This window comes from Paenisporosarcina sp. P4_B8 (genome assembly GCF_056402175.1).
The window spans coordinates 1-24,149 of record NZ_JBFUHX010000010.1 but is presented as its reverse complement, the minus strand read 5'-3'; the positions used below and the strand labels follow the sequence as shown (position 1 = coordinate 24,149).

Below are 24,149 nucleotides of genomic sequence, written 5' to 3'. Positions count from 1 at the left end.
GGATTTCCACTCGTTCTGTCGAATTGAAAAAGAAGGGATTGGAGGAAATACATATGAAAAATTTATCGATTGAGTCCATTGGTCAAATTGCCGTCAATGTAAAGGACGTGCCTCGAGCTGTCGCTTTTTACAGAGATGTAATCGGCTTGCCGTTACTGTTCGAAACAGATGGACTGGCGTTTTTCCAATGTGGAGAAACACGTTTGTTATTGAGTTTGCCGGAGAAGAAAGAGTTTGACCACCCAAGCTCCGTGCTGTACTTCAAAGTGAAAGAATTGAATTCAACAGTGAGCACCATGAAAGAAGCGGGAGCAGATTTTATTGATGAACCCCATATGGTTGGAAAAATGGGCGATATTGAAATCTGGATGGCTTTCTTCAAAGATGGCGAAGGCAATACACATGCAGTTATGAGTGAAATTTAAGCAACGAACCCTTCCAAAGCTTCAGCATGGAAGGGTTTTTCTTTTCAAGAGGAGGCGTAGCCTTCTCCCATTTAAGTTTTTGTCCATTCAATATGAGTTTTCGTCCAATCGGAGCAGGTTTATGACCAGTCAGACTCACTTTTTGACCACTCAACAGCTGTTTTCGACCAATCGCAGGTAATTTTCGTCCATTCAGTGTTTTACTCGTAATTTTCCTTTGTATATTTAGTGCTTCTTCCTTTCCCATCAACTCTCAAATTCATTTCTCCAAGTAACCTTGTAGCAAGCTGATGACTTTTTATATTTAAAAAGTCTCTACATTTCTTATTTGTCATTTCTCCACCAACCAACATAAACCATTCATTAATTGCTTGGCGGTGAGCCTTCGAATCTTTATGATGACATTGTTGACATACCCAAGTACGCAATTGGCGTATCATTAGACCCTCGCTACATTTGGTACAATAAACTCCTTTCTTTAAACATGCAGTTTCTATATTCCATCTGCGGCAAATCGGAAAAGGAATGAATATTTGATGACTTTCAATCAGTTGCTCAGCAATCTCTCTTGCTATTTTGGGTTCTACTATTGATTGAGTATTCATTAATCGTTTAATAAAAGAATGGACTCCCCCTAAAAATAGTACGGGATAAGAGTTCAATTGCACGTTTACTTTTTGCGATGCATTAGGCAATACGACAGCTCCCAAGATGGGAAATTGAATTCCTCTAATCCTCAGCCAATCGTGAAGTAAATCACTATTGCGATCGAGTTGTATCATTGGGCTCTCAAAATGATCAATTTGTCCATTATCCAAAACTCTACTTATCTGACCTGTTCCTTCTAAAAATGACATCTCTCCTGCAATGTTTTTAACCTCCAAAATTAGAGCGAATTTAGGAGTAATAACAAGACAATCGATTTGAGCTTGTCCTGTTGAGTAAATAGAAAGATCGTGCAGGATGTAAACTTCATCTAAAAAGAAATAGTTTTCAAATACTGATTCAAGTTTTGTTTCTCCTCGTATTCCTGCAATCATCATCGCTATCTTTTTATTAATAGTAGTGATTAAAGAATGACTATCAGGTAATCGTTTGTAGAGAGCTTGTAATCCATGTAAATGGTGGTCTTTTCCACGTTTTTTTAGAATCATTTCATCACCTCATTTGCATCGTAACACATGAAAAATTCACCTTATTTCAAGCCGTTACTTTACACCTAAGAAAATGAACCAAAATTAAATTTTCCAGGGCACAAAAGTGGGCAAAATAAAATTTTGAACGATTTTAATTTTTTCAGCCAGCTGGCTCAATGCACCCGTGATATTCCAGAAAAAAAAGACATCCCGATTTGAGATGTCCATTGTATAATTGCTCTAACAATTGAGAACAAAAAACTCAATCACGCTTCAATTTTCATCAGATCCAACGGCGTGACAATACCGACCAGTCCATCTTTGTCAGTAATCAGCAATGCTTCGAGTCTTTTTCCTTTTGCCATTGCTTCTTTAAAAAGTTCCTCCGCTTCAAAAATCGACATCTCCCGTGGGACGAAAAGATGATTTTCTTTCTTTTTTTCATGTTGAAGAGTGGATTCGATAGTCATTTCCCAGGAAATATCCTCTTTTTCGACATGGTTTGCAAGCCAGAAGGTAATTCCCACCGCAGTTAATAGGCCTACAAAAACATTACCTTGATATACGGGTATTTGGGTAAATTGTTTATCTCTTATCATGACTAAGGCATCAAGTAACGTGTCTTGCGCTTGGAGTGTGCTTACTTTTCGTGCAAACATTTCCCCTACGGTAACTGGTTTTGCCAGTGCTTCATCAATTGCTTCAAGAGCTTGTACAATTTCATCATGGGGTTCAGCAATGGCATACTCTGTTGAGGTTTGATGATGGACGATGGCATTTCGCAGTGTGGCATATTCTTTTAAATCCTCTTCAAATCTTCGGACAACGGCATTCTTCCGTTTCGAAAGCTCAACTAATTTATAAAATGACAGATGATCATTGGTGCCAATAATGTCTTTCATCGATTGTTCTATGCGATGAAAAGCCGTCAAAAAGCGATTGGAATTTCGAATTGATTGCTCGGCCTGTTGTGTTTTATCCATTTTGCATTCCTCCCGTTCGCAACTCTTTCTACATAGTTTGCTTATTTTCCTGTCGTTCTATTACAATTACTGTAAGAAGAGGTGTTGAAATTGGAAAACCTATTAAATTGTCCTTTTTGCAATCCGCAAAAGGATTCTGAACAGCGTATTGTGTTTGAAAATGAATATTGCCAGTACTTACAACATCCCAATCATCAAACCATTTTAGAAGGCAGTGGACTAATCGTTCCAAAAATCCATCGACAAACGGTTTTTGATTTAACACAGGAAGAATGGAACGCTACATATGAATTGTTGCAACAAGTGAAGTCCTATGCGGACGAGAACTACTCACCAGACGGATACACACTAGGCTGGAATGTTGGAGACGCTTCAAACCAATCGATTCCGCATGCGCATTTTCATATTTTGCCTCGTTTTGCAGACGAACCTTATGCTGGAAAAGGCATTCGTGCATGGTTCAAATCGGAAGAAAATCGCAGACCCGGAAAATAACATGTATATCGAAATATTCTCGAATGGTCAGGTTGGAAATTAATAAATGGTCAAAATCCCCTTCGAGTCAGAAGCCACTTCACACTCGACAAAAACGTTACGCGGCTAACAAAATACAAAACCCATTTTATCAAAATACATATTTCACTCCTGTATGAGCAACCTAAGCTGAAAACAAAAATCAGGTGAAACAGGAGGTAAAAGTTTGTATATGAAATCTATATTATTAGTCGTTTTGGCTATGTTTATGCTTGCTGGTTGTGGAACGGATAAAGGTACTTCCATCGGTACTCAACAGGGACCAAGTGATCAAGATAAAAACTTCGTACCTGGAGAGAATAAAACAGATGGTGAAGAACCAACGATGGACAAATCAGATATACCAGATGCTGATGGTGCAGCTGACGATAACAACAAAAAATAAGCCTACAAAAAAATCCCTCTCCATATTAATTTGGAGAGGGATAACTTTTACACCTTTGTTTTTGATGCGTTGCGTTTTGACATCCATACACCAAACATCATCAACGCGATAATAGCCACAATCGTGATCACCATGCTCCACCAGAAATCGCCTGAGTCTGGTGAACCTGTCAACCACTGCGTTGCATAAATAGACAGCTTCCAAGGCGATATGGTCCAGTACGCTCCAAGTAAAGAGTCTACAATCTGAACAAGTAAGACCAGCAATAATGATACACCTGCAGCGCCACCTGTAGGTAACCACGCACTCATAGCCAAAACGATTGTCACGACAAATAAAATCCATACACTATAAGTGCCTGCAAAAGCTAAGAAATCAGCTGCTTCGATTTTGCCGAATAACAACCCTGTGTAATACCAGCTCGTTAACAATCCTAGCCATACGCTCACTAGCGCAATGAAGCCGACGACTTTCCATTTGCTCAAAAAGTAATTTATATAAGAAATCGGTCGTACGTAAATAAGTGTTCCTGTTCCATTTTTACGCTCGCGGGAAATGGTACCCATGAATGCCAATACTAATACGAGCATGCCGATGAATTGGTATTGCCCCAATGTCGCCATGATGACTTGAGCGGGCGTGAAATCCGGCATTGGGAAGACGGAGCCTTCAGGCATATTCCCTACCGCGTCGAGTATTTGCGGCAAATAGTAACTTGTCAGCGGCTCGGACAATCCGAAGAAAATAAAGACAAGAGGTACCCATAAAAATTTATAGTTGCGTGTATTCTCACGCCACTCTTTTTGAAAAAGTACGATTAATTCCCTCATGCCTGCCCCGCCACCTTCATAAAGATTTCTTCTAAGTTCGCTGTTTGTCGCTCCGCTTTTTGGACATCCAGTCCACTTTCCGCCAACGACCTCAACACTTCCGCCATTGTCGGCAATCCTTGAGTTATGTGAATGGTACCGTAAGTGCCTTCCACTTGTACTTTCCATGGAGCACTTTCTGAATAAATGAGGGCATCTTCTGCTCGGCCAAATTCCAAGCGGTATCTTGGTTGATCATATTTTGCACGCACATCGCCGATCGAACCTTGTTCGACCAATTGTCCTTTTCGTAAAAACAACAATTGATCCGTCATTTCTTCCGCATCATTCAAAATGTGTGTCGAGTACAAAATGGTCATGTCTTGTTGCAAGCTTTTCAATAGATTCATAATCTCGCGTCTTCCAACGGGATCCAGCGCAGATACCGGTTCATCCAATAATAAGAGCTTCGGTTTATGAACAATGGCCTGTGCTAATCCAAGACGTTGTTTCATTCCGCCGGAGAAAGTACCCGTTTTTTTCCGTAGTGCATCTCCAAGTCCTACGAACTCCAGTGTTTTTTGTGCTTCAAGCTTGGCAGACCGTGAGTCCATCCCACTTAATTTCGCCGCCATTTCAGTAAATTCCAGTGCTGTCAGCCACGAAAAGAATTGTGGATATTGAGGCAGGAAACCAATATGTTTTCTTACGTCCGCATGTTTTTCCCCATTCAGTGAAATGGTACCCGATGTTGGTTGTAATAACCCACCAAGCATGGATAAAGTCGTCGTTTTACCGGCTCCATTTGGTCCGATTAATGCCGTAGATGTGCCTTCTCCCAGCGCAAAAGTCACATCATTTACAGCTCGCTCTGATCCGTATATTTTCGTTAAATGATTAGCTTCTAAGATTGTCGTCATGTTTGTTTTCTCCCTGCAATAAAGTACGAAATAGGTCCAAAAATACTAATGAAAATAATGACCAGTGCCCAGACCCATTTAGGTCCGTTTGTTTGATGTATTTTTGCTAAATCGATAAGTGCAACTACTATTAAAATAAATTGAATGATAAATATCGGTGTGATAATACCCCAAGGCACCCCTTGTAATTCCTCCATTTTCTCCCACTCCTCTTTATTGCAATGTTGAAACGAACACGATACTTCCTATTAGTAATAGTAAGGAAATCCAACTGGTTTTGTGACCGAAATTGATGGTCCAGCCAATCCCAAAACGTTTTTCCACCATTATGCTCGGATCGTTCTTATTCACATAAAACATTCCGAATTTCCAGTATCGATCATCATCTTGATCGATTACCCCTTCTAGACTTTCATCTGGGTGTGATACGGCTATTCTGGTGCCACTTTGCCCTACTTTAATGGCGTAAAATAGGACAGAACCTAAAATAATGACCAAGAAAGAGATGGTGGAAGCAAGAGTTACTGAAGTTGACATGGTTTCAGGAAAAATAATGGTCAGCTGTAAGTATCCCATCAACAACGTCACCGTGATGGTCACGACAAACAATAACCAACTTGTATATTTACGGAACGCGAGTTGTTGTTCTCGGGAACGTTTTTTATTTCGCACCTGAATCTTTGCACCTGATTGCTTCATGGCCCCATTGAAAAAAAGCAACATGCCTTGAAGTACGAGGGTTAGGAATGGCAACGAATTGACTGAAAGCCAACTTTTTTCCGTAAATGCATCCGCTTCCCCATTCGGACCCCAGTGCGTCGGAAGCTGGTCAGGTAACAAATCATATTGGGTTAATCCATAAACACTTAGACTGACGGTCAAAAGCATCGGCAAAATAAAATACATGTTGGGCAACAGTTTCAGTTGCTCACGAAACTGCAGGTCTACCACTTTCCGCTCAACTTGACCCGCTGTCCATTTTTCATCTTTCTTCCAGTTAGCTAATGCAATATGATTTTTTGCATATAGCCCCATCGGCAAAACCAATGCACCTATTTGTGCGGCTAATCCCCAAAATACAATTTGTTGCTCCTGTGGACGGACGATTAACACCCAGCCAATGAATAGGACCAGAACAACCACACCACATAGCAAAACCAATTGAGTGTAGCGGTTTTTCATCCTCATAAGGCGTGGGTCTTTTACGTGCGTATCCGGGATATACACGCCAAACGCTTCACTTTCCTTCAGAAACTTCGGTAAAAAGGCTTGAATGGCAATGTTGAACATTAATAAGACGATAAAAATGATTGCTGACATTACTTAACCTCCTTCAAATCCAAAATAATTTCTTTCACCAGTAACTCAATGTCCTCTTGAGACAACTGAAGACAAAGTGCTTCTGCTATGATTGGGCGTAATTCTTTGCTCAGACGTTGGCGATCGGAAGCTGATGCTTTCCGTACACCTTTTTCATGAATGAATACACCTTTCTTCGGTACAATCTGAATAAATTCCTTCTCTTCCAAGTAGTGATAAGCTTTATTTACCGTATGCATGTTCATGCCGAGATCAGCTGCAAATGAGCGTACAGATGGCAAGGAATCTCCAGGTTTCAAAGACCCCTTTGCTACCCCTTCAATAATTTGCTGAGCCAATTGTAAATAAATCGGTACGGTCGAATCCGGTTCAATCTCAATAAACATATGCGACCTCCCTTTGTTCTATTCTTAGTAGAACAGTTTTGTTATATATAATATAGAACAGAATTTACTGATTGGCAAGTATTGATATTTACTTTATTTACAATCCTTTTTTCATGCGTTACAATGAAGCCGTTCTTGAATATATAAAACTGCATACGAATTTGCACTAGGGGTGCTATAGTTTGGCTGAGATGAGAGCATTTGCTCCGATCCCTTAATACTCGATCCAGATAATACTGGCGTGAGGAAGTGCGGTGACCTTTGCCCAACTTTTTTTCTTTTTGCGCAAACCAGCTGCATTCCACGTCGAATGCAGCTTTTTTATGTTCAATAATAGGTGCCTGGCACTAAAAAAGGAGGAAAAAGAGATGTCGAATGAGTTTAGTTGTGGGATTAGTCCAATCGTTGGCTTACGGTTTTCGATTCACCCGATGGCGGACAATTTTATTGAAATTATTAAAGGGGCTTTGCGTGAAGCAGATACCTCAAATGTATGGATGCATACCGACGACGTCAGTACGGTGATGCGAGGGAAGCAAATGCATGTATTCGATACAGCGAGAGCCATCGTATTGTATGCAGCAAAAACGGGTGCCCATGTCGCCTTTAACGGAACCTTTTCGATTGGCTGCCCAGGGGATTCTGCAGGCGATGTTTATCTAGAAAAAGATGATGTTCTGTTAAACCATCCTCAAATTCGCGAAATCAAACAATATGTATCATCACAATTTGCCCTGTATCCGATGAATAACCCCGATTATATGTCGGTTATTTATCAGGAAGTGGCACGCGCAAAAGAATATGGGGTGTTCAATGATTCCATGCATTATGCAAGTGGACTTCATGGGGATATTCACGACGTGTTTGCATTCCTTGAAGATTCTTTTACACACGCTCGATCGGAACAACATAAACATTTGGTCATGACTGTTAACATGAGCATCAACAGCCCTTCTCACAAAGGAGATGCGTAATATGTTGAAGTCCTGGAAACTGAAAGAAGTTGTGTTGCTATCCGTTTTTGCTGTTGTCTTTGCCGTCGTTTATTTGCTGTTTGTTCAAGTAGGAAACATTTGGGCTGGAGTGATTGGACCGATTGCATACGAGTGGATCTTTGGGATTTGGTTTATTGTGTCGATCATTTGTGCATACATCATCCGCAAACCGGGTGCCGCTCTTTTGTCTGAAACCATGGCAGCGACTATTGAAGTGATGATCGGTAATGCGGTGGGACCACGTTTGATTTTATCTGGACTAGTCCAGGGGCTTGGTGCAGAAGCTGCTTTTGCCGCGACAGGTTACAAACGCTATGACTGGTGGGTGCTTTGTTTAGCGGGGATTGGTTCTGCAGTCTTCAGTTTTGCCTATGGCTTCTTTGTATCTGGTTACGCAGCGCTTGACCCTTCACTGCTTATCTTGATGTTCACACTTCGAGTGATGAGTGGTGCCATCATCGCTGGTTTAGGCGGAAAGTATGTATCCGATGGTTTACTGGCAACAGGGGCTCTCCGTGGATATTCGATTTCTCGCAATACGTCAAAGAAACACAAGCTGAAGGGTGAGTCCATTGGGTAAAGATTTCACGAATGAATCACCAAGTGGCATCTCACAAGTAATTGACTTCAGAGGAGTCACGTTTCAATTTCCAGAAGATGACTCGCCAGTTTTTACAAACATTTCATTTTCGATAGATGCTGGCGAACGTGTCGTCTTATATGGTCCGAGTGGCTGCGGGAAAAGTAGTTTACTGTATTTGATGAATCGTTTGTACCCTGCCAATTGTGACGGAGAGCTAAGTGGTTCGGTTGTCCTCTTTAATAAAGACACCAGTAGTTATGTCGCTGGGGAAATTAATCGGAGAATCGCTACCGTCTTCCAAGATCCGGATACACAATTTTGTATGCCTACAGTTGAACAAGAAATGGCTTTTACGTTAGAAAATCTGCACGTCAATCGGGCAGAAATGGAACAGCGAATCACATCAACACTTACCCTTACCGGTCTTTCTGAAATCCGGCATGCAATGATTCAAACGCTTTCCGGAGGAATGAAACAACGACTTGCAACCGCTTGTGCATTGTTAATAGAACCGCAAGTGCTGTTGCTCGACGAGCCGCTTGCTCATTTAGACCCTCTGACCGCACAACAATATGTAGAGTGGTTGGATGCATTGCAATTATCCAATAGCTTCACAATCGTGGCTGTTGAACACCGTCTCGATTTGTGGGGTTCATTTTTCGACCGTGCCCTTCTCGTCACATCTTCCGGGGATTTCCCTGTCGATAAACATCCGACAAGATTTCCAATCCGTTTTCCTTCACGTACTTCGACTATTCAGGAAGGTATAACGTTGGAAGCGAGAAATGTCAGTGTGAACATCAATGAAAAACGTTTATTACATTACGTTTCCCTCCGTTTGCAAAGAGGTGAAATCGCCGTCCTTGCAGGTCCAAATGGCAGTGGAAAATCCACTTTCCTGAAAACCATATGTGGTATTTTGAAAAAATCGGCAGGGTACATCGAAAGTGGAAACACGTTTCCGGGGTACGTTCCACAATCGCCGGAGCATTTATTTGTTACTCAACAAGTAGGACAGGAGATTTCCTTTTCAAATTACTCTACCACCGATGAAATTGAGGATATTATGCAACGGTTACGACTAGCCGAAATTCACGATGCCCACCCTTTTTCAATCAGTCATGGACAAAAACGACGTGTGGCAATTGGAGCTCTGCTAGCAGATAAGCGACCGGTTCTATTATTAGATGAACCTACATCTGGACAGGATTCAGATGCTCTTATCGAATTGTTTCATTTACTCGATGCTCGTGCCAAAGAAGGGTTCACCGTATTGATTGTGACGCATGATATGGCGTTTGCTGAAGCCATCGCGGACACCGTTTTCTTATTAAATAACGGTGAATTAACGGGGCGTTATGAAATTGACCAATTGTGGCAGCAATCCGAATTATTAAAACGTCACCAATTACTTTCACCGATAGGAGCGGGTTCATATGTCTAGTCGTACTTGGTTACATGAAATGAATCCTGCTTTGAAGTTTATGTTAGTTATTGTCTCTATGTTGACTTTGGCGTGGTTTTTCAATCCATGGACGCCTTCTCTATTATTTATCGGTGTTATTTTTGTTCAAATATCGTTCAGTCGGGTAAATTGGAAAGTTTGGTCTTTATTCATGATTCCGATTGGCTTTACTGCTCTCGGATATTTATGGACGACGGTGCTCTTTGCCGCTGATACAAGTGGTGACGTCATTTGGGCATGGCATGGATTTGAAGTGACGGATAAGCAGTGGCATACAGCGTTATCATTGGCGTTTCGTGTTTTCGCTTTCTCCTCACTGTCTTTGTTGTTTGCATTAACAACAGATCCAGTTAAATTTGTGATGAGTTTAATGCAACAATTAAGGCTGTCTCCAAAACTTGCATACGGTGTGATGGTTGGATATCAGTTTTTGCCTGTCGTGAAGGATGAGTTCATTCAGATTCGACATGCACATCGATTGCGGGGAATTGGTCAGGAAAAATATGCTTGGCAACGCCTCGTAAGCATGAAAAGGCTATTGATTCCACTGCTTGCGAGCGCTGTTCGTCGAGCGGAACGGACGGCATTCGCCATGGAGGCAAGAGGCTTTACAGGTGAGAGGCGTTCCGTTTATTACGAACCCCTCACCATCGCTGGCCGGGATTGGTTCCTTGCCATCATCATGATCGGTGTATTAATAGGCAGTAGTGTCGCTGGCTTCCTTTTGAGTTGAACCAAAAAAATCGCCCTTTGACAAACGTTGTCATGGGCGATTTTCTATTATATTTTCAATTCACTGAGTCGCGGCATTGCAGTCAATGCACCAGCTTTTGTAGCAGCTAGGGCTCCAAGATGATTGGCAAAAGCCGTACATTCAATAAGGGATTCCATCGTTGTCGGCAAACCATTGAGATGGACATAGCGCAATACGCCTGCCATAAAGGCATCTCCAGCTCCGGTCGTATCGACAGGTACCACTGGTTCTACCGGAACATGCTGGAGTTCTCCATTCAGAACAGCGTAAGTCCCTTCCGCACCGGCTGTTATTAAAATGATGGGGATATTCAGATTAGCGATTGCTGCAAGTCCTTCTTCCATTGTAGTCGTTTCAGTTAAGAACGTTAACTCTTCTTCCGTGAACTTCAACAAATCTGCGTCTTTGAAAAATGAAGAGATTGTTTCGCGGCACTCGGTTTCACTATTCCAGCGTAGCGGGCGGATATTGGCATCAAAAGACAATAAAGCTCCGTGCTTTTTCGCGTATTCTACTGCTTTGCGGGATGTCTCCAATGCCTTCGGTTGAAACAATGTACCAGAACATAAATTTAAAACAGATGCTTTTTCAAATGCCCCTTCTTTCAAATCCTCAGCTCCGACTTGAATATTTGGTGCATCGTCAATATATTGATGAAAAATGCGATCATGGTCTTCCGTTAAATGCACATACACCCCACTCACCCGTTTTTCAGGTTCTACTTTGGCAAAGTCCATGATGACTTCTTCAACTTCAAGTTCACCTCGTACAAACTCAGACGTTGCATCATCACCTGTAATGGTAATAAATGCTGAAGGTACGCCAAGCCTAGCAACACCTACTGCTACATTAACGGTAGCCCCTCCCAAAAACATTGAAAATGATGTATTCGTTGAATCGGTTGCAATATAGTCTACAAAAGCATCCCCGTAAGTGAGGACGTGCGATTTATGTGATTGAGTCATCATCCATCCTCCTTCTATTTAGTAGTATTAGATTACCATGAACGGCATTATAGAGGGAACATGTACATTTTGGTATAGTAGAAGGAAGGAGTTGACTTTCATGACAGTACATATTCGAAAAGCAAGACCTGAAGATGCAAAAATAGCCGTTCCACTCATCATCGATGCGATTGGCGAGATTGCCGAGCAAATGACTGGCGAAAAGGATGCCGAAGCAGTGACAGAACAGTTAATACACTTATTTCAGCAAGAAGACAATCGACATTCCTATTTAAATACGGTAATTGCCGAACAACAAGATGGGATTACTGGTGTGATGGTTCTATATTCAGGAACCGACGCCATTGAAATGGATGCGAATTTAGTAACATGGTTACGCACGAAAACAGGAGAACCAATCGTTATCCCACCAGAGGCACGTAAAGACGAATTTTATATTGATACCGTTTGTGTAAACCCCGATTTCCGTGGGCAGGGCATCGGAAGTATCTTATTGAAGCACGCAGAAGAAGTCGCACGAAAAGAAGGTTTCTCTAAAGCCGCACTTAATGTTGAGTTGGAAAAGGAAGCAGCCATTCGGCTATATGAAAGAATCGGCTATCATATTGCTGAACCGTGGGAAATCTATGGCGGTGCCTTTCATCACATGGTGAAACCTCTTTAGGACAAACCACTCTCTAAAAAAACGCCTGGCCTTTTGTAAGGCTGGGCGTTTTTTTGTTACTGGGCTTTTGAATGAGTGCAATGATTTCATAATAATAAGAAGAAACTCTGTTTTTATAGAATATTTTCTTTCCACTTTATCCGATACTTAAACAAAAGCAGTGTAACATATAAATTCCCAGTTCTGTCACAGCTGTATAAGCTTTTTTTTGCTACAATGACATCAACGAAACGAAATGAGGCGTATGACAAATGAAACGATTTTTAGCAATTGGATCAATACTCGCTGTTCTTACTCTTAGTGCTTGTGGAACAAATGACGAACATGAAGGACATAACGTAGCAAAGACAGATGAAGTTCCAGAAATAGTTGAAGTCGATTTAATCGTACCTGAAACAGTTACTGCCGGTGAAAAGGTAGAAATCGCTGCTACAGTCACACAAGACGGAGAAATTGTGGAAGATGCGAATGAAGTAAAGATTGAGGTCTTGAATTTAACTTCTGGTGAAAAAGAAATGATTGTTGCAACATTAAATGAAGACAAACAGTATGCAATTGACTATACATTTAAGACAAATGGTACGTATGATATTACATCGCATGTAACAGCTCGTGACATGCACGTTATGCCTACAAAACAAACAACGGTGACAGGTGGCGAAGAAACGTCAAGCAAAGCGACTGACACTTCGAGTGAAGGTCAAGCTCATGGCGACGATAGCCACCATGGCCACGGTGCAACGATTGATTTTGCAGACGGTACTGCGACTGTTGGTGAAGCGGTAATGTTAAATGCCAATGTTTCTCTAACGGATGCGCCTCTTGAAGGAGCACGCGTACGATATGAAATTTCACGCAGTGATGACGACCACCACACTTGGCTGGAAGCCCCTGAAAAAGGCGCAGGCGTGTACCAGACAGAATTCACCTTTACAGAGTCTGGAACTTACGAAATTCAAGTTCATGTAACTAAAGGCGACGATGTGCACGACCATGTGGTAAAAACGTATACAGTGAAATAAGATAGACGCAATCCTGTAAATGGGATTGCGTTTTTTTTACTATGAGGCTATCTTAAAGAAGTTTATCTGTTAATTAACCAAGTAGAAGTGTTTAGATTCGTAGTATAGAACAATAAAAGGGATAATTTAAATGGATTGAAAAAGAAAAGTACCATCTTCTATATCGTCCTTGGAATAATTTTTATCATTTTAAAAGGGTTATAAAACTGACAGCTACGCTTTATTCAACTAAAGAAAGCTTTTATTGAAGATCAGCGAAACACTATCATGGCTCTATTTTCTTTTTGAACAATAACTGAACCAACAAAAAAGAGGAGCGCCAATCTGGCCTCCTCTTTCCTTTTTTCTTTAAGGACTGCATGGAACGCCCTTTTGTGTTAGAAAAGCTTTTTCTAACGCTTTTTTCGCAACGACAGAGCTTGATGTTTTCGGTCTACTGTTTCTTAGCTGGTTTAATGGCGAATGTAACCGCTACAAACAACGCAAAGCTTAAGAGTAATGTACTTCCACCCACAATGTAGAAAATCAATGAGAATGTTTCAGGTATTCCAAGAGGTTGCATAAATTGTAGCCACATTCCTACTGTTAATCCGATTGCTCCTAAAATGGCTGACCATGCATGAACGACGACCAATTTCGGATATTTCACTTCAAACAACTTGTAGAATACACCCCAACTAAATACGGATAACCAACCCACCAGCAAAATATGTGCATGAATCGGCTTGAATGCGTACGACCCCGCTCCCGCCATATGCGAGCCGATATAGGCGCCAATAATCCCAAAAATTGCGGCAATCCGGATTAAACGAATACTCCATTTTTCTTGCATTTGATTTCTACCTTTCTTCTTTTAAGATGAGTTCATCTTACCACACGAAGATGAACTCAACATGAATTTGGTATTACAGTTTTGGAAGAATGATTTGAATGGTGGTTCCTTTATCAATCTCACTATTGATTGACACTGTTCCATTGTGACGTTTCACGACCTCACTGACAATTGCCAGTCCAAGCCCTGTACCTTCCTTAGCTCGAGTCCGGGAGAGATCGGCTCGGTAAAACCGGTCAAAAGCTTTTTCCGCTTGTTCATCGGTCAATCCAATCCCTGAATCTTCTATTGTAATAGCAACTTCCTTCTCCAACTCAAATCCTTTAATGTGAATGAAACCATTTAAACGGTTGTATTTTACTGCATTGGTGATGATGTTTTCCCATACTTGCATCAATAATTCCGGATTTCCGTGTGTAAGCAGGGGTGGCATATCTATCTGAACATCCAACTCCAACTCTTCAAAACGCCATTCATTTTGACGAATGGACCTTTCAATTTGCTCTTTAATCGAAACCCTCTTATAAGTGGGTTGATACGATTGATGATCTAGAGAAGTCAAATACAACAGCTGCTTTGTTAATGCTGACAATCTCCTACTCTCTAACTCCACGATTTCAGCATATTGAAGTCGTTCATCTTTCGGACAAGATGGATTTGCAAGTAACTGCGCATATCCTTGGATGTTCTGTAAGGGTGACTGGAAATCATGTGAGACATGACTTATAAAATCTTTTCGTACTTGATCATTCTCTTTCAAACGAGTGGCCATGATTTGAAAACTTGCAGCCAGCTGTCCGATTTCATCCCTACTTGAAACAGCAATGGGCTCATCAAAGCGTTCATTCGCTATTTTATTCGTTGCTTCCGTTAATAAGGTGATGGGTTGAATCATCTTTCTCGCGACAATTATCATCGCAAGTAAACTAAACACGGTCATGGATGTAGCCAATCCACCCAGCAGAAGGTGTACTTCCGTAAATAACATTTTGATATTTGGGCGAATAAACAGCGCATGATTCTCGCCGTCATAAACAAATGGAACGCCGACTGTATTGGTCAATTGATTTGAAAAGAAGCCGGTAACAAACGTTTCTTTCGGAAAATCTCTCATGCCGTGATAAATTTCTCCTTCAAGTACCCCTTCTTTTACTTTTGCGGGCAAAGTTGATTTACGAAATGGACCACCATGAAAATCTGATTCACCCGCTTCATTTACAACGTACAATTGGTATCCGACATCACCAAATACCTCAATTGATTCAGTTAAAGGGACGTTTGGATTGCGTTCAATGAAAGCCGCCATGTCTTGTGCAATCCCAACATTTTTGGCGTCATTTTGTTCTTTTAATTGTTGATGGTAATACGTATTGACCAATAAAAACCCAAGGGTGGCACTTCCAATCATGATGGCGACTGTCACAAGGATAAACTTGCTATACAAAGATCTCATGTTTGAGCCTCCAACTTATAGCCAACCCCACGTACTGTGCCAATCTTCACATCTGAGACAAATCCCTCCAAGCGTTGCCGTAATCGTTTTATATGTACACTCAATGTCTGTTCATCACCTTCATAATCGTATCCCCAAACTTGTTCCATCAGTACACTTCGTTGAAATACAGTGCCTGGATTGGATGCGAGCAAAGCAAGCAATTCAAATTCTTTTAAGGGTAGCCATTTTGTTTCAACTCCATTTGAAATATCGAGTCGTTTTCGATTAATCACAAGTGACCCAACCTGCATGCGCATTTCATTTGGCTTTGCGCTCCTTCTTAACACAGCACCTATACGAAAAAGGAGTTCCTGCGGTTCAAACGGTTTAACGACGTAGTCATCAGAACCTGCAAGAAATCCTTTTTCTTTATCTTCAAGCAAATTTTTGGCTGTTACCAATATAACGGGAATATCAAATTCATCCCGAATCTTTTTTGTTAACGCGAAACCATCCATGCCGGGCATCATCACGTCAACGACAACCACATGTGGCCACACACTTGGAATCAACGTAAGCGCACTCTCTGCATCCAGTGCTTTTTCCACTTTATATCTCGCTTTGCTTAAATGGATGCTCATAAGCTCTAAAATATTTGGGTCATCATCTACCAATAAAATGGTTCGCATTTACTCAACCCCTTCATCGCTTCCCAATCGAAGCTTTCTTACTTCTGCAATCAACAGCCCTGACAATAAAATCACGACGGTGGTCAAGTAGAACCAAAGCACCAGCACGATAATCCCTGACAGTTGACCATACAGTCTCTTGTAATTGACATTCGCCACGTAGTCAGCAAAAAGAATCGAAACGACTTGCCAACCAACTGCCGACAATAAAGCACCAGGCCATACATCACGGAAAGTGTGTCTTTTGTTTGGTACGATTTTATAGAAAAGCAGGAAAAACAGGAACAAAAATACAGACCCAAGCCCCCACTTTACTGCGGGCCAAATATAAATCCACCCTTGCCAGTGATCGATTGTACCTGCTTTTGATACCACCCAGTGCAATCCACTTTCGATGAATGGTAAAAACAATGATAACGGTATAAGTGTCATAAACAAAAGGGTTATGCCAAGATCTCGAAGAAGTCCTTTCCAATAAGGAAGTGTACTTTTAATTCCATTCGCTTGATTCAATGCACGGGCAAGCGCCTGCACAGCCATAGATGAAACCCAGAACGCAGCCAGCAAACTGAGGGACAGTACGCGTCCTTTGTCGGCAGCCAGGATATTTGTCACATTGTCTTCTATTAAATTGAACGATTCACCAGGAGCAAACGGTCTCAAGAAATTTAAAATCTGTTGCTCATCCACCGGAAAGAAGCTAATTAATGACAGGATAAATAGTAAGAAAGGAAATACCGATAAAAGCAGATAATAAGCGGTTTGCGCAGCTTCATCGAAAAATCGCTCCGAAAAAAAACGCATAAATATACGTGTAACGAGCTTCATCTAATGTTCCTCCAAGCTTGTTCTACTGTCATTGTGACCGAAACATATGGGTTTAAGCAAGAAAAAACCCCATACAAAGTGTAAGGGGATAAAATGTACATTTTGGAAGACCATTTTGTATGAATGACCAAGACCTTTTAAGTATAATCTTCTACACAACAAAAAAGACCGACTGCTTAATGTCGGTCTTTCAAATTGATAATCATGGATGATCGCAAATTTCACGGGTTCGTCTTTACTTCAATCATAATCGGACTTTTCACGAGTTGGAATGACTCTAAGTTACGCATGACTTGTGCCACTTCAGTAGCTGTAATCTTTTCACTCCGCATGTTATGTATCGACTCTTCTTCACGTGTGGAGTGCACAGCAATTTCGTCAATCCATGTATCAGAAATATTTAATTCTCGAAGTGAAGTAGGCAAGCCCAGCTTATGATAAAACGGCAGTAATCGCTCCACTTCGCTTTCTTTTTGTTCTAGGAGCAGTTGAACCAAAATGCCGTAAGCTACTTTATTTCCATGAAGCGCTTCGTGAGACTCTGGTGCAATGGTCATTCCGTTATGAATGGAGTGGGCACCTGCAATGCGACCAAATTTGTCACCAAATCCACCAACCATGCCGCCTAGCATAATAATGGATTCCACTACTTTTTTAAATGACTCTGACACTCGGGCTTCTTTCGCGTCAGCAATGGCTTCTTCTGCATGAGCAAACATTTCTTCAGCACACAGCCGAGCGGTATGATGAGCGACTTTCAGCGCAACCGGGGGATGGGTTAATCGCCGAATTTGTACGTCTGCCTCATACCACTTGGCTAGCGTGTCACCGATGCCTGCAATCAAAAGTGGAGCTGGGGCTTCCACTAAAATGCGCGGCTCGACGAGAAGAATGTCAACACTCATGGGATACACATCGTAATGTGTCATAACCCCTTCATCCGAATAAATAACGCTTAGTGGTGTCCACGGTGCGCAGTTTGAAGCAAGTGTTGGAATTAACACTGACTTCGTTCTACTAGCGCTAGCAGCCGCTTTCACCACGTCTAATACTTTTCCGCCGCCTACTCCAATAATGGCATCCACACCATCAGTTTGTGCCAACGTAGACACTCTATTAATCTCAGTGAGTGAACACTCGCCTTTATAGAAGGTATGTGATACCTGAATGCTTTTTAGATTTGGAAAGTAATAGCGCGCTGCATTCCATGATTTCACACCTGAAACAATAAGTACTCGCTGAATGCTTCTTAGCTGTAACTTCTCTTCTAATTCATTCAGTACACCACTTTTACAAACATATTCAGCTGGTGCGCCCCGAACTATGATGTCTTCCACAAAAACCCTTCTCTCTTAACGGTTTTTCATCCACTCTGGTTTGCCGAAACCTTCGAATTCCGCATCGATGATTTCCTCGAATTCTGGTGCTTCCACGACTTCAATTAAATCTTTCGCTAATTGTGAGTCTTTGTTAGCTGTCGTTACAGTAACTAAGTTGCGGTATCGGTCCGGCATGTTCTCAAGCAAAATCGCATCCAGCAGGTTCATTTCCGCCGCTAAAGCGAAGTTACCAGGTACAGCTGCTAAGTCCGCACTGTCCACTGCACGTGGAAGTTGGCCAGCTTCAATTGGTTGGAACACCAAGTTCATCGAATTTGATTTAATGTCCTTTTCAGACGCCTTCAATGGTTCTGCATTAGGGTCTAATTCAATTAATCCATGGTCTTGCAAGATTAATAATGTACGAGCTGCATTCACCGGGTCATTCGGAATGGCAATAGTTGCTCCATCCTTGATCTCTTCAACAGATTTGAACTTGTTGGAGTAAATGCCCATTGGTGCTGTCGGCACTGCAATCAAGCCTGTCAATTCCATATCATTTTCTTTTGAGAAGTTTTCCAAGTAAATCGAGTGTTGGAAAAGATTTGCGTCAATATCTCCATTGTCCAACGCTATATTCGGTTGAATATAGTCACTGAATTCAACGATTTTCACTTTGTATCCTTTATCTTCAAGAGCGGGTTTGATTGCCTTATTGAGCATGTCGCTATATGGACCTGCTGATCCGCCTAATGTCACTGATTTGTCGTTGTCAGCATTGCCTTTTGACTCATTGTCGCTTCCTCCACATGCAGCAAGTGCCGCTGTCATTAAGACTAGAATGAACATTAATAAAACTTTTTTCATCTCTGTTTCTCTCCCTTTTTATCGCTTATCTATTGCTTTTGACGTCCAGTCACCCAGCTGCTGAATGACTTGAACGAGAACAATTAAAATGACAACTGTCACCATCATGATTGTTTCATCGTAACGGTAATATCCGAAGCGAATGGCTAAGTCTCCAATACCGCCGCCTCCAACCACACCCGCCATTGCGGAGTATGCTACTAAACTAATGATTGTCATCGTAATGCCTTGCACGATGCTGGTTTTTGCTTCAGGCAATAATACATCCTTGATGATCATCCAAGGTGTCGCGCCAACTGCAATGGCTGCTTCAATCACTCCTTTATCAATTTCACGAAGAGACGTTTCCACAATTCTGGCGAAGAAAGGAATTGCAGCAACTGACAATGATACACTTGCAGCTGCTGGACCAATCGTTGAGTCTACCAGTAATTTGGTTAAAGGAATAAGAGCTACCAACAAAATGATAAATGGAATGGAACGCACCATATTGACGATAAAACCGAGTGTTCCTTTGACAAATCGATTTTCTAAAAATAAACCACGGTCTGTAACAAAAAGCACAATCCCCAATGGTAAGCCAATAATGATTGCGACTGTTAATGAAACCCCAATCATATACATCGATTGCCCGAATGCATTCAGGATATCTGGCCACATTTCAATTACATGCGTTATATCAATTCCCATTACGTACCACCTCCACTTGCGCCCCTCGTCCTTCCATATACGTGATGGCTCTTGTTATATTTTCTGGTTGTCCTTGAATTTCCATCAAAAACAAGCCGAGTGGTATTTCCTGAATGTATTCAATCGCGCCATGCAAGAAATTACCTCGTACATCAAAATTCTGAATCATATCCGAGATGACACCTTCTCCCGCCACATTGCCTTTAAATAGCACTTTCACAATACGTCCAGTGACTTGATCCAAAATGGATTGGGGTACTTCGAATGATACGACGCTACTGATGAACTCTTTCGTCAATTCTGCTTTTGGATTGGAGAAAATATCGTAAACCGTTCCCTCTTCAACCACCCGTCCATCTTGCATGACGGCCATGCGATCACATACTTCTTTTACCACATTCATTTCGTGTGTGATCAACACAATGGTGATGTTCAATTCGCGATTGATTTTTTTGAGCAAGCGCAGAATAGATAAGGTCGTATTCGGGTCAAGCGCTGAAGTCGCTTCGTCACACAGCAGGACGGAAGGATTGTTTGCCAGTGCACGAGCAATTCCGACACGCTGCTTCTGTCCACCGCTTAATTGGGCCGGATAAACATCTTTCTTATCTGTCAAACCAACCATTTCTAGCAACTCCAAAACGCGGGTCTCCATTTTTTCACTTGGTGTATTAGCTGCCTTTAATGCGAAGGCAATATTCTGAGCAACTGTTTTTTGACTGATCAAGTAAAAGTGTTGAAAGATCATGCCGATTTTCAAGCGGGCTTTACGTAATTTTTCTCCTTTTAATTTTGTGAGGTCCAGTCCATCCACTTCAATTTGTCCGCTTGTTGGTCGTTCCAGCAGATTGATGCACCGCAATAATGAGCTTTTGCCTGCACCTGAGTATCCGACAATGCCGAACACTTCACCTTCATTGATGGTGAGATTTACGCGATCAACACCTATAACCGTTCCTTTTTTCGTTATGTACTCTTTAGATAAATCATTAATTTTTATCATCACAAGCTCCTTTTTGCCAAATAAAAAATGCCCCTTTCATCATGAAAGAGGCACCGAAAAATGGATTTTGGGTTATCTTTCAGAATGAAATCATTCTGTAGGAATTGGCACCTTCCCAGCTCGTGCTGGGGGTTGCCGGACGTCATTGGGCCTATCCCTCGGTCTCTCTTGATAAATTTCCATATGTAGTTGTTTGGTTGTTTTGTTGCTGAAGTAAATCTTACGATGTTTTTATACACGTGTCAAACACTTTTTTAAAATTATTTTCATTTTTCAAACAAAGGTTCATATAGCGAAGGTCTGCGATCCTCGTATACCGGTATGCGAGTACGTACATCTTCAACTTCTGAAAAATCAACATCAATGATTGCGTACTCTTCATCATCAGCTCCAGTCCATAACACTTTCCCCCACGGTGCAATGATCATGGATTGGCCATTGAACTGATTGTTCGGATCGTTCCCAGTTCGGTTGACCGCGATGACAAAACATTGATTTTCGATTGCACGGGCTTGAAGCAAGATTCTCCAATGATCGATACGAGTTTCAGGCCATTGTGCTGGTAAGAAGAGCACTTTCGCTCCGGCTAATGCATGTGCCCTTAACCATTCAGGAAACCTTAGGTCATAACATATGACCCCTCCTGCTTGAATAGAACCTAATGAAAATACATTTAATTGATTTCCTGCTTTTAAGTATAGATGTTCATCCATGAGACGGAACAAATGCGCTTTATCATATTCTGACACCAGCTTACCCTCATTCGAATAGATGTACATTGTGTTGTAGAAGCTGTCTCCTTTTTTCGTAGAAACCGACCCTCCTACGATATGGACATGATATGTACGGGCCAGCTCGGAAAGAAATTCTTTTGTTCGTTGCCCTTCGACGTCTGCAAGATGTTCTAACTCCGTTAATGCATAGGCAGTATTCCACATTTCAGGTAATACAACGAGCTCTGCACCCTCACTTGCGACCTTTTTTATGTACTTTTGAACGTTGGAAAAATTTTTTTCAGGCTCGGCAAACGCTACGTCGAGCTGAATGCATGCGATTTTCATGGGTACACCCCCTGTAGACAAGATACACAAAAGATTATAAGATTTGGCTGATGATTGCAACTATTTCAGAAAATGAGGAAAAACCATGGAACTTTCTAAGAAACTTCAACAATTACCACCACAATTCTTTGCTTCACTTGTTCAAAAAGTAGGAGCTGCAGTGGCACAGGGTCGCGATGTGATCAATTTAGGTCAAGGAAATCCTGACCAACCAACACCTCCACACATCGTAAAAGCCTTACAAGAAGCTGCCGAAAATCCCCTTACACATAAATATTCGCCATTTCGTGGAATTGGCGAATTGAAGGAAGCTGCAGCAGATTTTTATAAAAGAGAATACAATGTTGAGATTGACCCAACTACAGAAGTTGCGGTTTTATTCGGAACGAAAATTGGACTTGTGGAGTTGCCAATTGCTGTACTGAATCCTGGAGATTTGATGTTACTGCCTGACCCAGGTTATCCGGATTATTTATCTGGAGTCGTCATGGCTGACGTTCAATATGAAACACTGCCACTAGTCGCCGAAAACAACTTTTTACCTGATTACAATATGCTTTCTCAAGACACGAAAGAACGCGCAAAACTCATGTATCTTAACTATCCAAATAATCCAACTGGAGCAACTGCAGACCTTGAATTCTTCAACCAAACCGTCGAGTTCGCAAAAGAAAATGGAATTGCTGTATCACACGATTTCGCCTATGGAGCCATTGGATTTGATGGCGTTAAACCGGTAAGTTTCCTACAAGCTGAAGGAGCTAAGGAAATAGGAATTGAGATGTATACGTTATCTAAAACCTACAACATGGCAGGATGGCGTGTCGGGTTTGCAGTTGGTAACAAAGAGATGATTGAAGCCCTGAACTTGATTCAAGACCATTTATTCGTCAGCCTTTTCCCTGCAATACAGCATGCTGCAGTCGCTGCTTTGAATGAAAATCAATTATGCGTTTCCTCATTGGTCGAGCGCTACGAAAACCGTCGCAATACCTTTATCAACGCATGTAAACGGATTGGTTGGGAAGTAGAAGCCCCTACAGGCTCATTCTTTGCTTGGTTACCCGTTCCAAAAGGATATACCAGCCAAGAATTTACAGACAAGCTTTTAAATGAAGCAGACGTAGCCGTAGCCCCAGGAAATGGCTTCGGTGAATTTGGAGAAGGCTATATTCGGGTTGGGTTATTAGTTGATGAGCCACGCTTGGAAGAAGCGGTAGATCGGATCGGTAAGCTGGCTATCTTTTGAGCAAGTGGTGACAATGAATGAGTATTTAATTACTATCGTAAACACCTTTCATTTGTTGATAGGTGTTTTCGTTGTTCTTTTGCAAAAGTAGACTTGCTGATCTAAACTTCATTTTTCATAAGACCTTATTATTTAGAAGCCTGCCTTTCACAGAAAAGAGCCATGTAGCGTACGCGGAATGGTACCCATTTAGTTCTTGAGTTTTTAAGAACGTGACGGTCTAGAAAGACTAATTATTTTTATTTCCGCTGCGCTCCTGTTCAAACCCTTAGAAAACAACATACAAAAAACCGATATCTCGGAATGTACCGGTTTTTCATTTGCCTAGCGACGTCCTACTCACAAGGGGCCCCCCCCAACTACCATCGGCGCTAGGCTGCGAAAAGAGATGCACTGCGCATTTCTTCGTCATCTGCGGGCTTCTCGTTTCTCACGTATGTTATACGTTCCGAGACTCGCCCCCTTGTTTCCTCGAACTACTTGCACCTCTCTTTTCTCGCACACCTTCGATTCCTGTTTAAAAAACAACACAAAAAAACCGACACCTCGGAAGGTATCGGTTTCTTATTTTGCCTAGCGACGTCCTACTCTCACAGGGGGAAACCCCCAACTACCATCGGCGCTAAAGAGCTTAACTTCCGTGTTCGGTATGGGAACGGGTGTGACCTCTTTGCCATTATCACTAGACTATTTGAGTGTTTGTTCACTCAAAACTGGATAAACGGGTCATTGAAAACCATTCAAATTCATTTTGGTTAAGTCCTCGATCGATTAGTATTCGTCAGCTGCACACGTCACCGCGCTTCCACCTCGAACCTATCTACCTCATC

The 24,149-nt window shown here is 41.7% G+C and carries 27 protein-coding genes, 1 rRNA gene and 2 riboswitches; of the genes, 10 read left to right on the top strand and 18 right to left on the bottom strand.

Going from position 1 to position 24,149, the window contains the following annotated elements; genetic code table 11:
• Positions 1–53: 53 nt before the first annotated feature.
• Entirely contained in the window at positions 54–425 is a 372-nt protein-coding gene (locus tag AC1DSK_RS10715) for a VOC family protein (RefSeq protein ID WP_477547116.1), read from the top strand.
• Positions 426–625: 200 nt separating this feature from the next.
• Here AC1DSK_RS10715 and AC1DSK_RS10710 read toward each other — a convergent pair whose 3' ends face one another.
• Positions 626–1,579 (bottom strand): nuclease-related domain-containing protein, encoded by a 954-nt coding sequence (locus tag AC1DSK_RS10710; RefSeq protein ID WP_477547115.1) that lies wholly within the window; start codon positions 1,577–1,579, stop codon positions 626–628.
• 248 nt (positions 1,580–1,827) lie between these two features.
• Positions 1,828–2,544: a CBS domain-containing protein gene (locus AC1DSK_RS10705; RefSeq protein WP_477547114.1), complete on the bottom strand. Its 717-nt coding sequence runs from the start codon at positions 2,542–2,544 to the stop codon at positions 1,828–1,830.
• A 90-nt stretch (positions 2,545–2,634) separates the two neighbouring features.
• Here AC1DSK_RS10705 and AC1DSK_RS10700 point away from each other — a divergent pair, with 90 nt between their 5' ends.
• Positions 2,635–3,039, top strand: coding sequence for an HIT family protein (locus tag AC1DSK_RS10700; protein WP_477547113.1), 405 nt, complete (start codon positions 2,635–2,637; stop codon positions 3,037–3,039).
• Between the two features lie 211 nt (positions 3,040–3,250).
• Positions 3,251–3,463 (top strand): hypothetical protein, encoded by a 213-nt coding sequence (locus AC1DSK_RS10695; RefSeq protein WP_477547300.1) that lies wholly within the window; start codon positions 3,251–3,253, stop codon positions 3,461–3,463.
• A gap of 47 nt (positions 3,464–3,510) precedes the next feature.
• On the opposite strand, the gene AC1DSK_RS10690 is transcribed toward AC1DSK_RS10695, so the two are convergent.
• From AC1DSK_RS10690 to AC1DSK_RS10670, 5 genes are read right to left on the bottom strand one after another with little or no spacing between them, the layout of a single operon-like run.
• Positions 3,511–4,293, bottom strand: a complete 783-nt coding sequence (locus AC1DSK_RS10690; RefSeq protein ID WP_477547112.1) for an ABC transporter permease — start codon at positions 4,291–4,293, stop codon at positions 3,511–3,513.
• Complete coding sequence (locus AC1DSK_RS10685; protein WP_477547111.1) at positions 4,290–5,192, bottom strand: ABC transporter ATP-binding protein; 903 nt, start codon at positions 5,190–5,192, stop codon at positions 4,290–4,292. The genes AC1DSK_RS10690 and AC1DSK_RS10685 overlap by 4 nt, the downstream gene beginning before the upstream one ends.
• Positions 5,189–5,389, bottom strand: coding sequence for a PLD nuclease N-terminal domain-containing protein (locus AC1DSK_RS10680; RefSeq protein WP_477547110.1), 201 nt, complete (start codon positions 5,387–5,389; stop codon positions 5,189–5,191). Before AC1DSK_RS10680 ends, AC1DSK_RS10685 begins: the two co-directional genes overlap by 4 nt.
• Before the next feature lie 16 nt (positions 5,390–5,405).
• The gene (locus AC1DSK_RS10675) at positions 5,406–6,512 is read right to left on the bottom strand and encodes a DUF1648 domain-containing protein (protein ID WP_477547109.1); all 1,107 of its coding nucleotides are present in this window, start codon (positions 6,510–6,512) and stop codon (positions 5,406–5,408) included.
• The gene (locus AC1DSK_RS10670; protein WP_477547108.1) at positions 6,512–6,898 is read right to left on the bottom strand and encodes a GntR family transcriptional regulator; all 387 of its coding nucleotides are present in this window, start codon (positions 6,896–6,898) and stop codon (positions 6,512–6,514) included. Before AC1DSK_RS10670 ends, AC1DSK_RS10675 begins: the two co-directional genes overlap by 1 nt.
• A gap of 158 nt (positions 6,899–7,056) precedes the next feature.
• Positions 7,057–7,163, top strand: a riboswitch (TPP riboswitch).
• A gap of 103 nt (positions 7,164–7,266) precedes the next feature.
• On the opposite strand from AC1DSK_RS10670, the gene AC1DSK_RS10665 reads away from it, so the two are divergent.
• The 4 genes from AC1DSK_RS10665 to AC1DSK_RS10650 are packed head-to-tail and all read left to right on the top strand — an operon-like array spanning position 7,267 to position 10,674.
• Entirely contained in the window at positions 7,267–7,872 is a 606-nt protein-coding gene (locus AC1DSK_RS10665; protein ID WP_477531505.1) for a YkoF family thiamine/hydroxymethylpyrimidine-binding protein, read from the top strand.
• 1 nt (position 7,873) lies between these two features.
• Positions 7,874–8,473 carry an ECF transporter S component gene (locus AC1DSK_RS10660; RefSeq protein WP_477547107.1) on the top strand — a complete coding sequence of 200 codons (600 nt, stop codon included), beginning with the start codon at positions 7,874–7,876 and terminating at the stop codon, positions 8,471–8,473.
• Complete coding sequence (locus tag AC1DSK_RS10655; protein WP_477547106.1) at positions 8,466–9,920, top strand: ABC transporter ATP-binding protein; 1,455 nt, start codon at positions 8,466–8,468, stop codon at positions 9,918–9,920. Before AC1DSK_RS10660 ends, AC1DSK_RS10655 begins: the two co-directional genes overlap by 8 nt.
• Positions 9,913–10,674 carry an energy-coupling factor transporter transmembrane component T family protein gene (locus AC1DSK_RS10650; protein ID WP_477547105.1) on the top strand — a complete coding sequence of 254 codons (762 nt, stop codon included), beginning with the start codon at positions 9,913–9,915 and terminating at the stop codon, positions 10,672–10,674. Before AC1DSK_RS10655 ends, AC1DSK_RS10650 begins: the two co-directional genes overlap by 8 nt.
• A gap of 47 nt (positions 10,675–10,721) precedes the next feature.
• Here the strand turns inward: AC1DSK_RS10650 and AC1DSK_RS10645 are convergent, their stop codons facing one another.
• Complete coding sequence (locus AC1DSK_RS10645; RefSeq protein WP_477547104.1) at positions 10,722–11,660, bottom strand: carbohydrate kinase family protein; 939 nt, start codon at positions 11,658–11,660, stop codon at positions 10,722–10,724.
• Positions 11,661–11,760: 100 nt separating this feature from the next.
• On the opposite strand from AC1DSK_RS10645, the gene AC1DSK_RS10640 reads away from it, so the two are divergent.
• Both AC1DSK_RS10640 and AC1DSK_RS10635 read left to right on the top strand, forming a co-directional pair.
• Positions 11,761–12,324 carry a GNAT family N-acetyltransferase gene (locus tag AC1DSK_RS10640; RefSeq protein WP_477547103.1) on the top strand — a complete coding sequence of 188 codons (564 nt, stop codon included), beginning with the start codon at positions 11,761–11,763 and terminating at the stop codon, positions 12,322–12,324.
• Between the two features lie 251 nt (positions 12,325–12,575).
• Positions 12,576–13,346 carry a FixH family protein gene (locus tag AC1DSK_RS10635; protein WP_477547102.1) on the top strand — a complete coding sequence of 257 codons (771 nt, stop codon included), beginning with the start codon at positions 12,576–12,578 and terminating at the stop codon, positions 13,344–13,346.
• A 433-nt stretch (positions 13,347–13,779) separates the two neighbouring features.
• On the opposite strand, the gene AC1DSK_RS10630 is transcribed toward AC1DSK_RS10635, so the two are convergent.
• The 9 genes from AC1DSK_RS10630 to AC1DSK_RS10590 all read right to left on the bottom strand — a co-directional run bounded on the left by AC1DSK_RS10630 (position 13,780) and on the right by AC1DSK_RS10590 (position 22,070).
• Positions 13,780–14,178, bottom strand: a complete 399-nt coding sequence (locus AC1DSK_RS10630; RefSeq protein ID WP_477547101.1) for a hypothetical protein — start codon at positions 14,176–14,178, stop codon at positions 13,780–13,782.
• A 73-nt stretch (positions 14,179–14,251) separates the two neighbouring features.
• A complete protein-coding gene (locus AC1DSK_RS10625) occupies positions 14,252–15,631 on the bottom strand; it encodes a sensor histidine kinase (RefSeq protein WP_477547100.1) in 1,380 nt (459 codons plus the stop codon).
• Positions 15,628–16,302 carry a response regulator transcription factor gene (locus AC1DSK_RS10620; RefSeq protein WP_477547099.1) on the bottom strand — a complete coding sequence of 225 codons (675 nt, stop codon included), beginning with the start codon at positions 16,300–16,302 and terminating at the stop codon, positions 15,628–15,630. The genes AC1DSK_RS10625 and AC1DSK_RS10620 overlap by 4 nt, the downstream gene beginning before the upstream one ends.
• Positions 16,303–17,130 (bottom strand): YihY/virulence factor BrkB family protein, encoded by an 828-nt coding sequence (locus tag AC1DSK_RS10615; RefSeq protein WP_477547098.1) that lies wholly within the window; start codon positions 17,128–17,130, stop codon positions 16,303–16,305. It abuts the gene before it with no gap.
• 221 nt (positions 17,131–17,351) lie between these two features.
• The gene (locus tag AC1DSK_RS10610) at positions 17,352–18,467 is read right to left on the bottom strand and encodes an iron-containing alcohol dehydrogenase family protein (protein ID WP_477547097.1); all 1,116 of its coding nucleotides are present in this window, start codon (positions 18,465–18,467) and stop codon (positions 17,352–17,354) included.
• Positions 18,468–18,482: 15 nt separating this feature from the next.
• The gene (locus AC1DSK_RS10605; RefSeq protein WP_477547096.1) at positions 18,483–19,316 is read right to left on the bottom strand and encodes a MetQ/NlpA family ABC transporter substrate-binding protein; all 834 of its coding nucleotides are present in this window, start codon (positions 19,314–19,316) and stop codon (positions 18,483–18,485) included.
• Between the two features lie 18 nt (positions 19,317–19,334).
• A complete protein-coding gene (locus AC1DSK_RS10600) occupies positions 19,335–20,006 on the bottom strand; it encodes a methionine ABC transporter permease (RefSeq protein WP_016429774.1) in 672 nt (223 codons plus the stop codon).
• Entirely contained in the window at positions 19,996–21,009 is a 1,014-nt protein-coding gene (locus AC1DSK_RS10595) for a methionine ABC transporter ATP-binding protein (protein ID WP_477547095.1), read from the bottom strand. The genes AC1DSK_RS10600 and AC1DSK_RS10595 overlap by 11 nt, the downstream gene beginning before the upstream one ends.
• A gap of 69 nt (positions 21,010–21,078) precedes the next feature.
• A riboswitch (SAM riboswitch) is annotated at positions 21,079–21,187 on the bottom strand.
• A gap of 88 nt (positions 21,188–21,275) precedes the next feature.
• Positions 21,276–22,070 (bottom strand): carbon-nitrogen family hydrolase, encoded by a 795-nt coding sequence (locus AC1DSK_RS10590; protein WP_477547094.1) that lies wholly within the window; start codon positions 22,068–22,070, stop codon positions 21,276–21,278.
• A gap of 85 nt (positions 22,071–22,155) precedes the next feature.
• On the opposite strand from AC1DSK_RS10590, the gene AC1DSK_RS10585 reads away from it, so the two are divergent.
• Positions 22,156–23,319, top strand: a complete 1,164-nt coding sequence (locus tag AC1DSK_RS10585; RefSeq protein WP_477531516.1) for an aminotransferase class I/II-fold pyridoxal phosphate-dependent enzyme — start codon at positions 22,156–22,158, stop codon at positions 23,317–23,319.
• A 571-nt stretch (positions 23,320–23,890) separates the two neighbouring features.
• Here the strand turns inward: AC1DSK_RS10585 and rrf are convergent.
• A 5S ribosomal RNA gene (rrf, locus tag AC1DSK_RS10580) occupies positions 23,891–24,006 on the bottom strand.
• Between the last annotated feature and the right edge of the window lie 143 nt (positions 24,007–24,149).

Coding starts and splice junctions, on each gene's coding strand:
- AC1DSK_RS10660 (WP_477547107.1), top strand. CDS start 7,874: ATGTTGAAGTCCTGGAAACTGAAAGAAGTTGTGTTGCTATCCGTTTTT.
- AC1DSK_RS10620 (WP_477547099.1), bottom strand. CDS start 16,302: ATGCGAACCATTTTATTGGTAGATGATGACCCAAATATTTTAGAGCTT.
- AC1DSK_RS10650 (WP_477547105.1), top strand. CDS start 9,913: ATGTCTAGTCGTACTTGGTTACATGAAATGAATCCTGCTTTGAAGTTT.
- AC1DSK_RS10715 (WP_477547116.1), top strand. CDS start 54: ATGAAAAATTTATCGATTGAGTCCATTGGTCAAATTGCCGTCAATGTA.
- AC1DSK_RS10625 (WP_477547100.1), bottom strand. CDS start 15,631: ATGAGATCTTTGTATAGCAAGTTTATCCTTGTGACAGTCGCCATCATG.
- AC1DSK_RS10705 (WP_477547114.1), bottom strand. CDS start 2,544: ATGGATAAAACACAACAGGCCGAGCAATCAATTCGAAATTCCAATCGC.
- AC1DSK_RS10645 (WP_477547104.1), bottom strand. CDS start 11,660: ATGACTCAATCACATAAATCGCACGTCCTCACTTACGGGGATGCTTTT.
- AC1DSK_RS10690 (WP_477547112.1), bottom strand. CDS start 4,293: ATGAGGGAATTAATCGTACTTTTTCAAAAAGAGTGGCGTGAGAATACA.
- AC1DSK_RS10600 (WP_016429774.1), bottom strand. CDS start 20,006: ATGGGAATTGATATAACGCATGTAATTGAAATGTGGCCAGATATCCTG.
- AC1DSK_RS10640 (WP_477547103.1), top strand. CDS start 11,761: ATGACAGTACATATTCGAAAAGCAAGACCTGAAGATGCAAAAATAGCC.
- AC1DSK_RS10680 (WP_477547110.1), bottom strand. CDS start 5,389: ATGGAGGAATTACAAGGGGTGCCTTGGGGTATTATCACACCGATATTT.
- AC1DSK_RS10675 (WP_477547109.1), bottom strand. CDS start 6,512: ATGTCAGCAATCATTTTTATCGTCTTATTAATGTTCAACATTGCCATT.
- AC1DSK_RS10590 (WP_477547094.1), bottom strand. CDS start 22,070: ATGAAAATCGCATGCATTCAGCTCGACGTAGCGTTTGCCGAGCCTGAA.
- AC1DSK_RS10685 (WP_477547111.1), bottom strand. CDS start 5,192: ATGACGACAATCTTAGAAGCTAATCATTTAACGAAAATATACGGATCA.
- AC1DSK_RS10605 (WP_477547096.1), bottom strand. CDS start 19,316: ATGAAAAAAGTTTTATTAATGTTCATTCTAGTCTTAATGACAGCGGCA.
- AC1DSK_RS10665 (WP_477531505.1), top strand. CDS start 7,267: ATGTCGAATGAGTTTAGTTGTGGGATTAGTCCAATCGTTGGCTTACGG.
- AC1DSK_RS10585 (WP_477531516.1), top strand. CDS start 22,156: ATGGAACTTTCTAAGAAACTTCAACAATTACCACCACAATTCTTTGCT.
- AC1DSK_RS10615 (WP_477547098.1), bottom strand. CDS start 17,130: ATGAAGCTCGTTACACGTATATTTATGCGTTTTTTTTCGGAGCGATTT.
- AC1DSK_RS10630 (WP_477547101.1), bottom strand. CDS start 14,178: ATGCAAGAAAAATGGAGTATTCGTTTAATCCGGATTGCCGCAATTTTT.
- AC1DSK_RS10635 (WP_477547102.1), top strand. CDS start 12,576: ATGAAACGATTTTTAGCAATTGGATCAATACTCGCTGTTCTTACTCTT.
- AC1DSK_RS10595 (WP_477547095.1), bottom strand. CDS start 21,009: ATGATAAAAATTAATGATTTATCTAAAGAGTACATAACGAAAAAAGGA.
- AC1DSK_RS10670 (WP_477547108.1), bottom strand. CDS start 6,898: ATGTTTATTGAGATTGAACCGGATTCGACCGTACCGATTTATTTACAA.
- AC1DSK_RS10710 (WP_477547115.1), bottom strand. CDS start 1,579: ATGATTCTAAAAAAACGTGGAAAAGACCACCATTTACATGGATTACAA.
- AC1DSK_RS10695 (WP_477547300.1), top strand. CDS start 3,251: ATGAAATCTATATTATTAGTCGTTTTGGCTATGTTTATGCTTGCTGGT.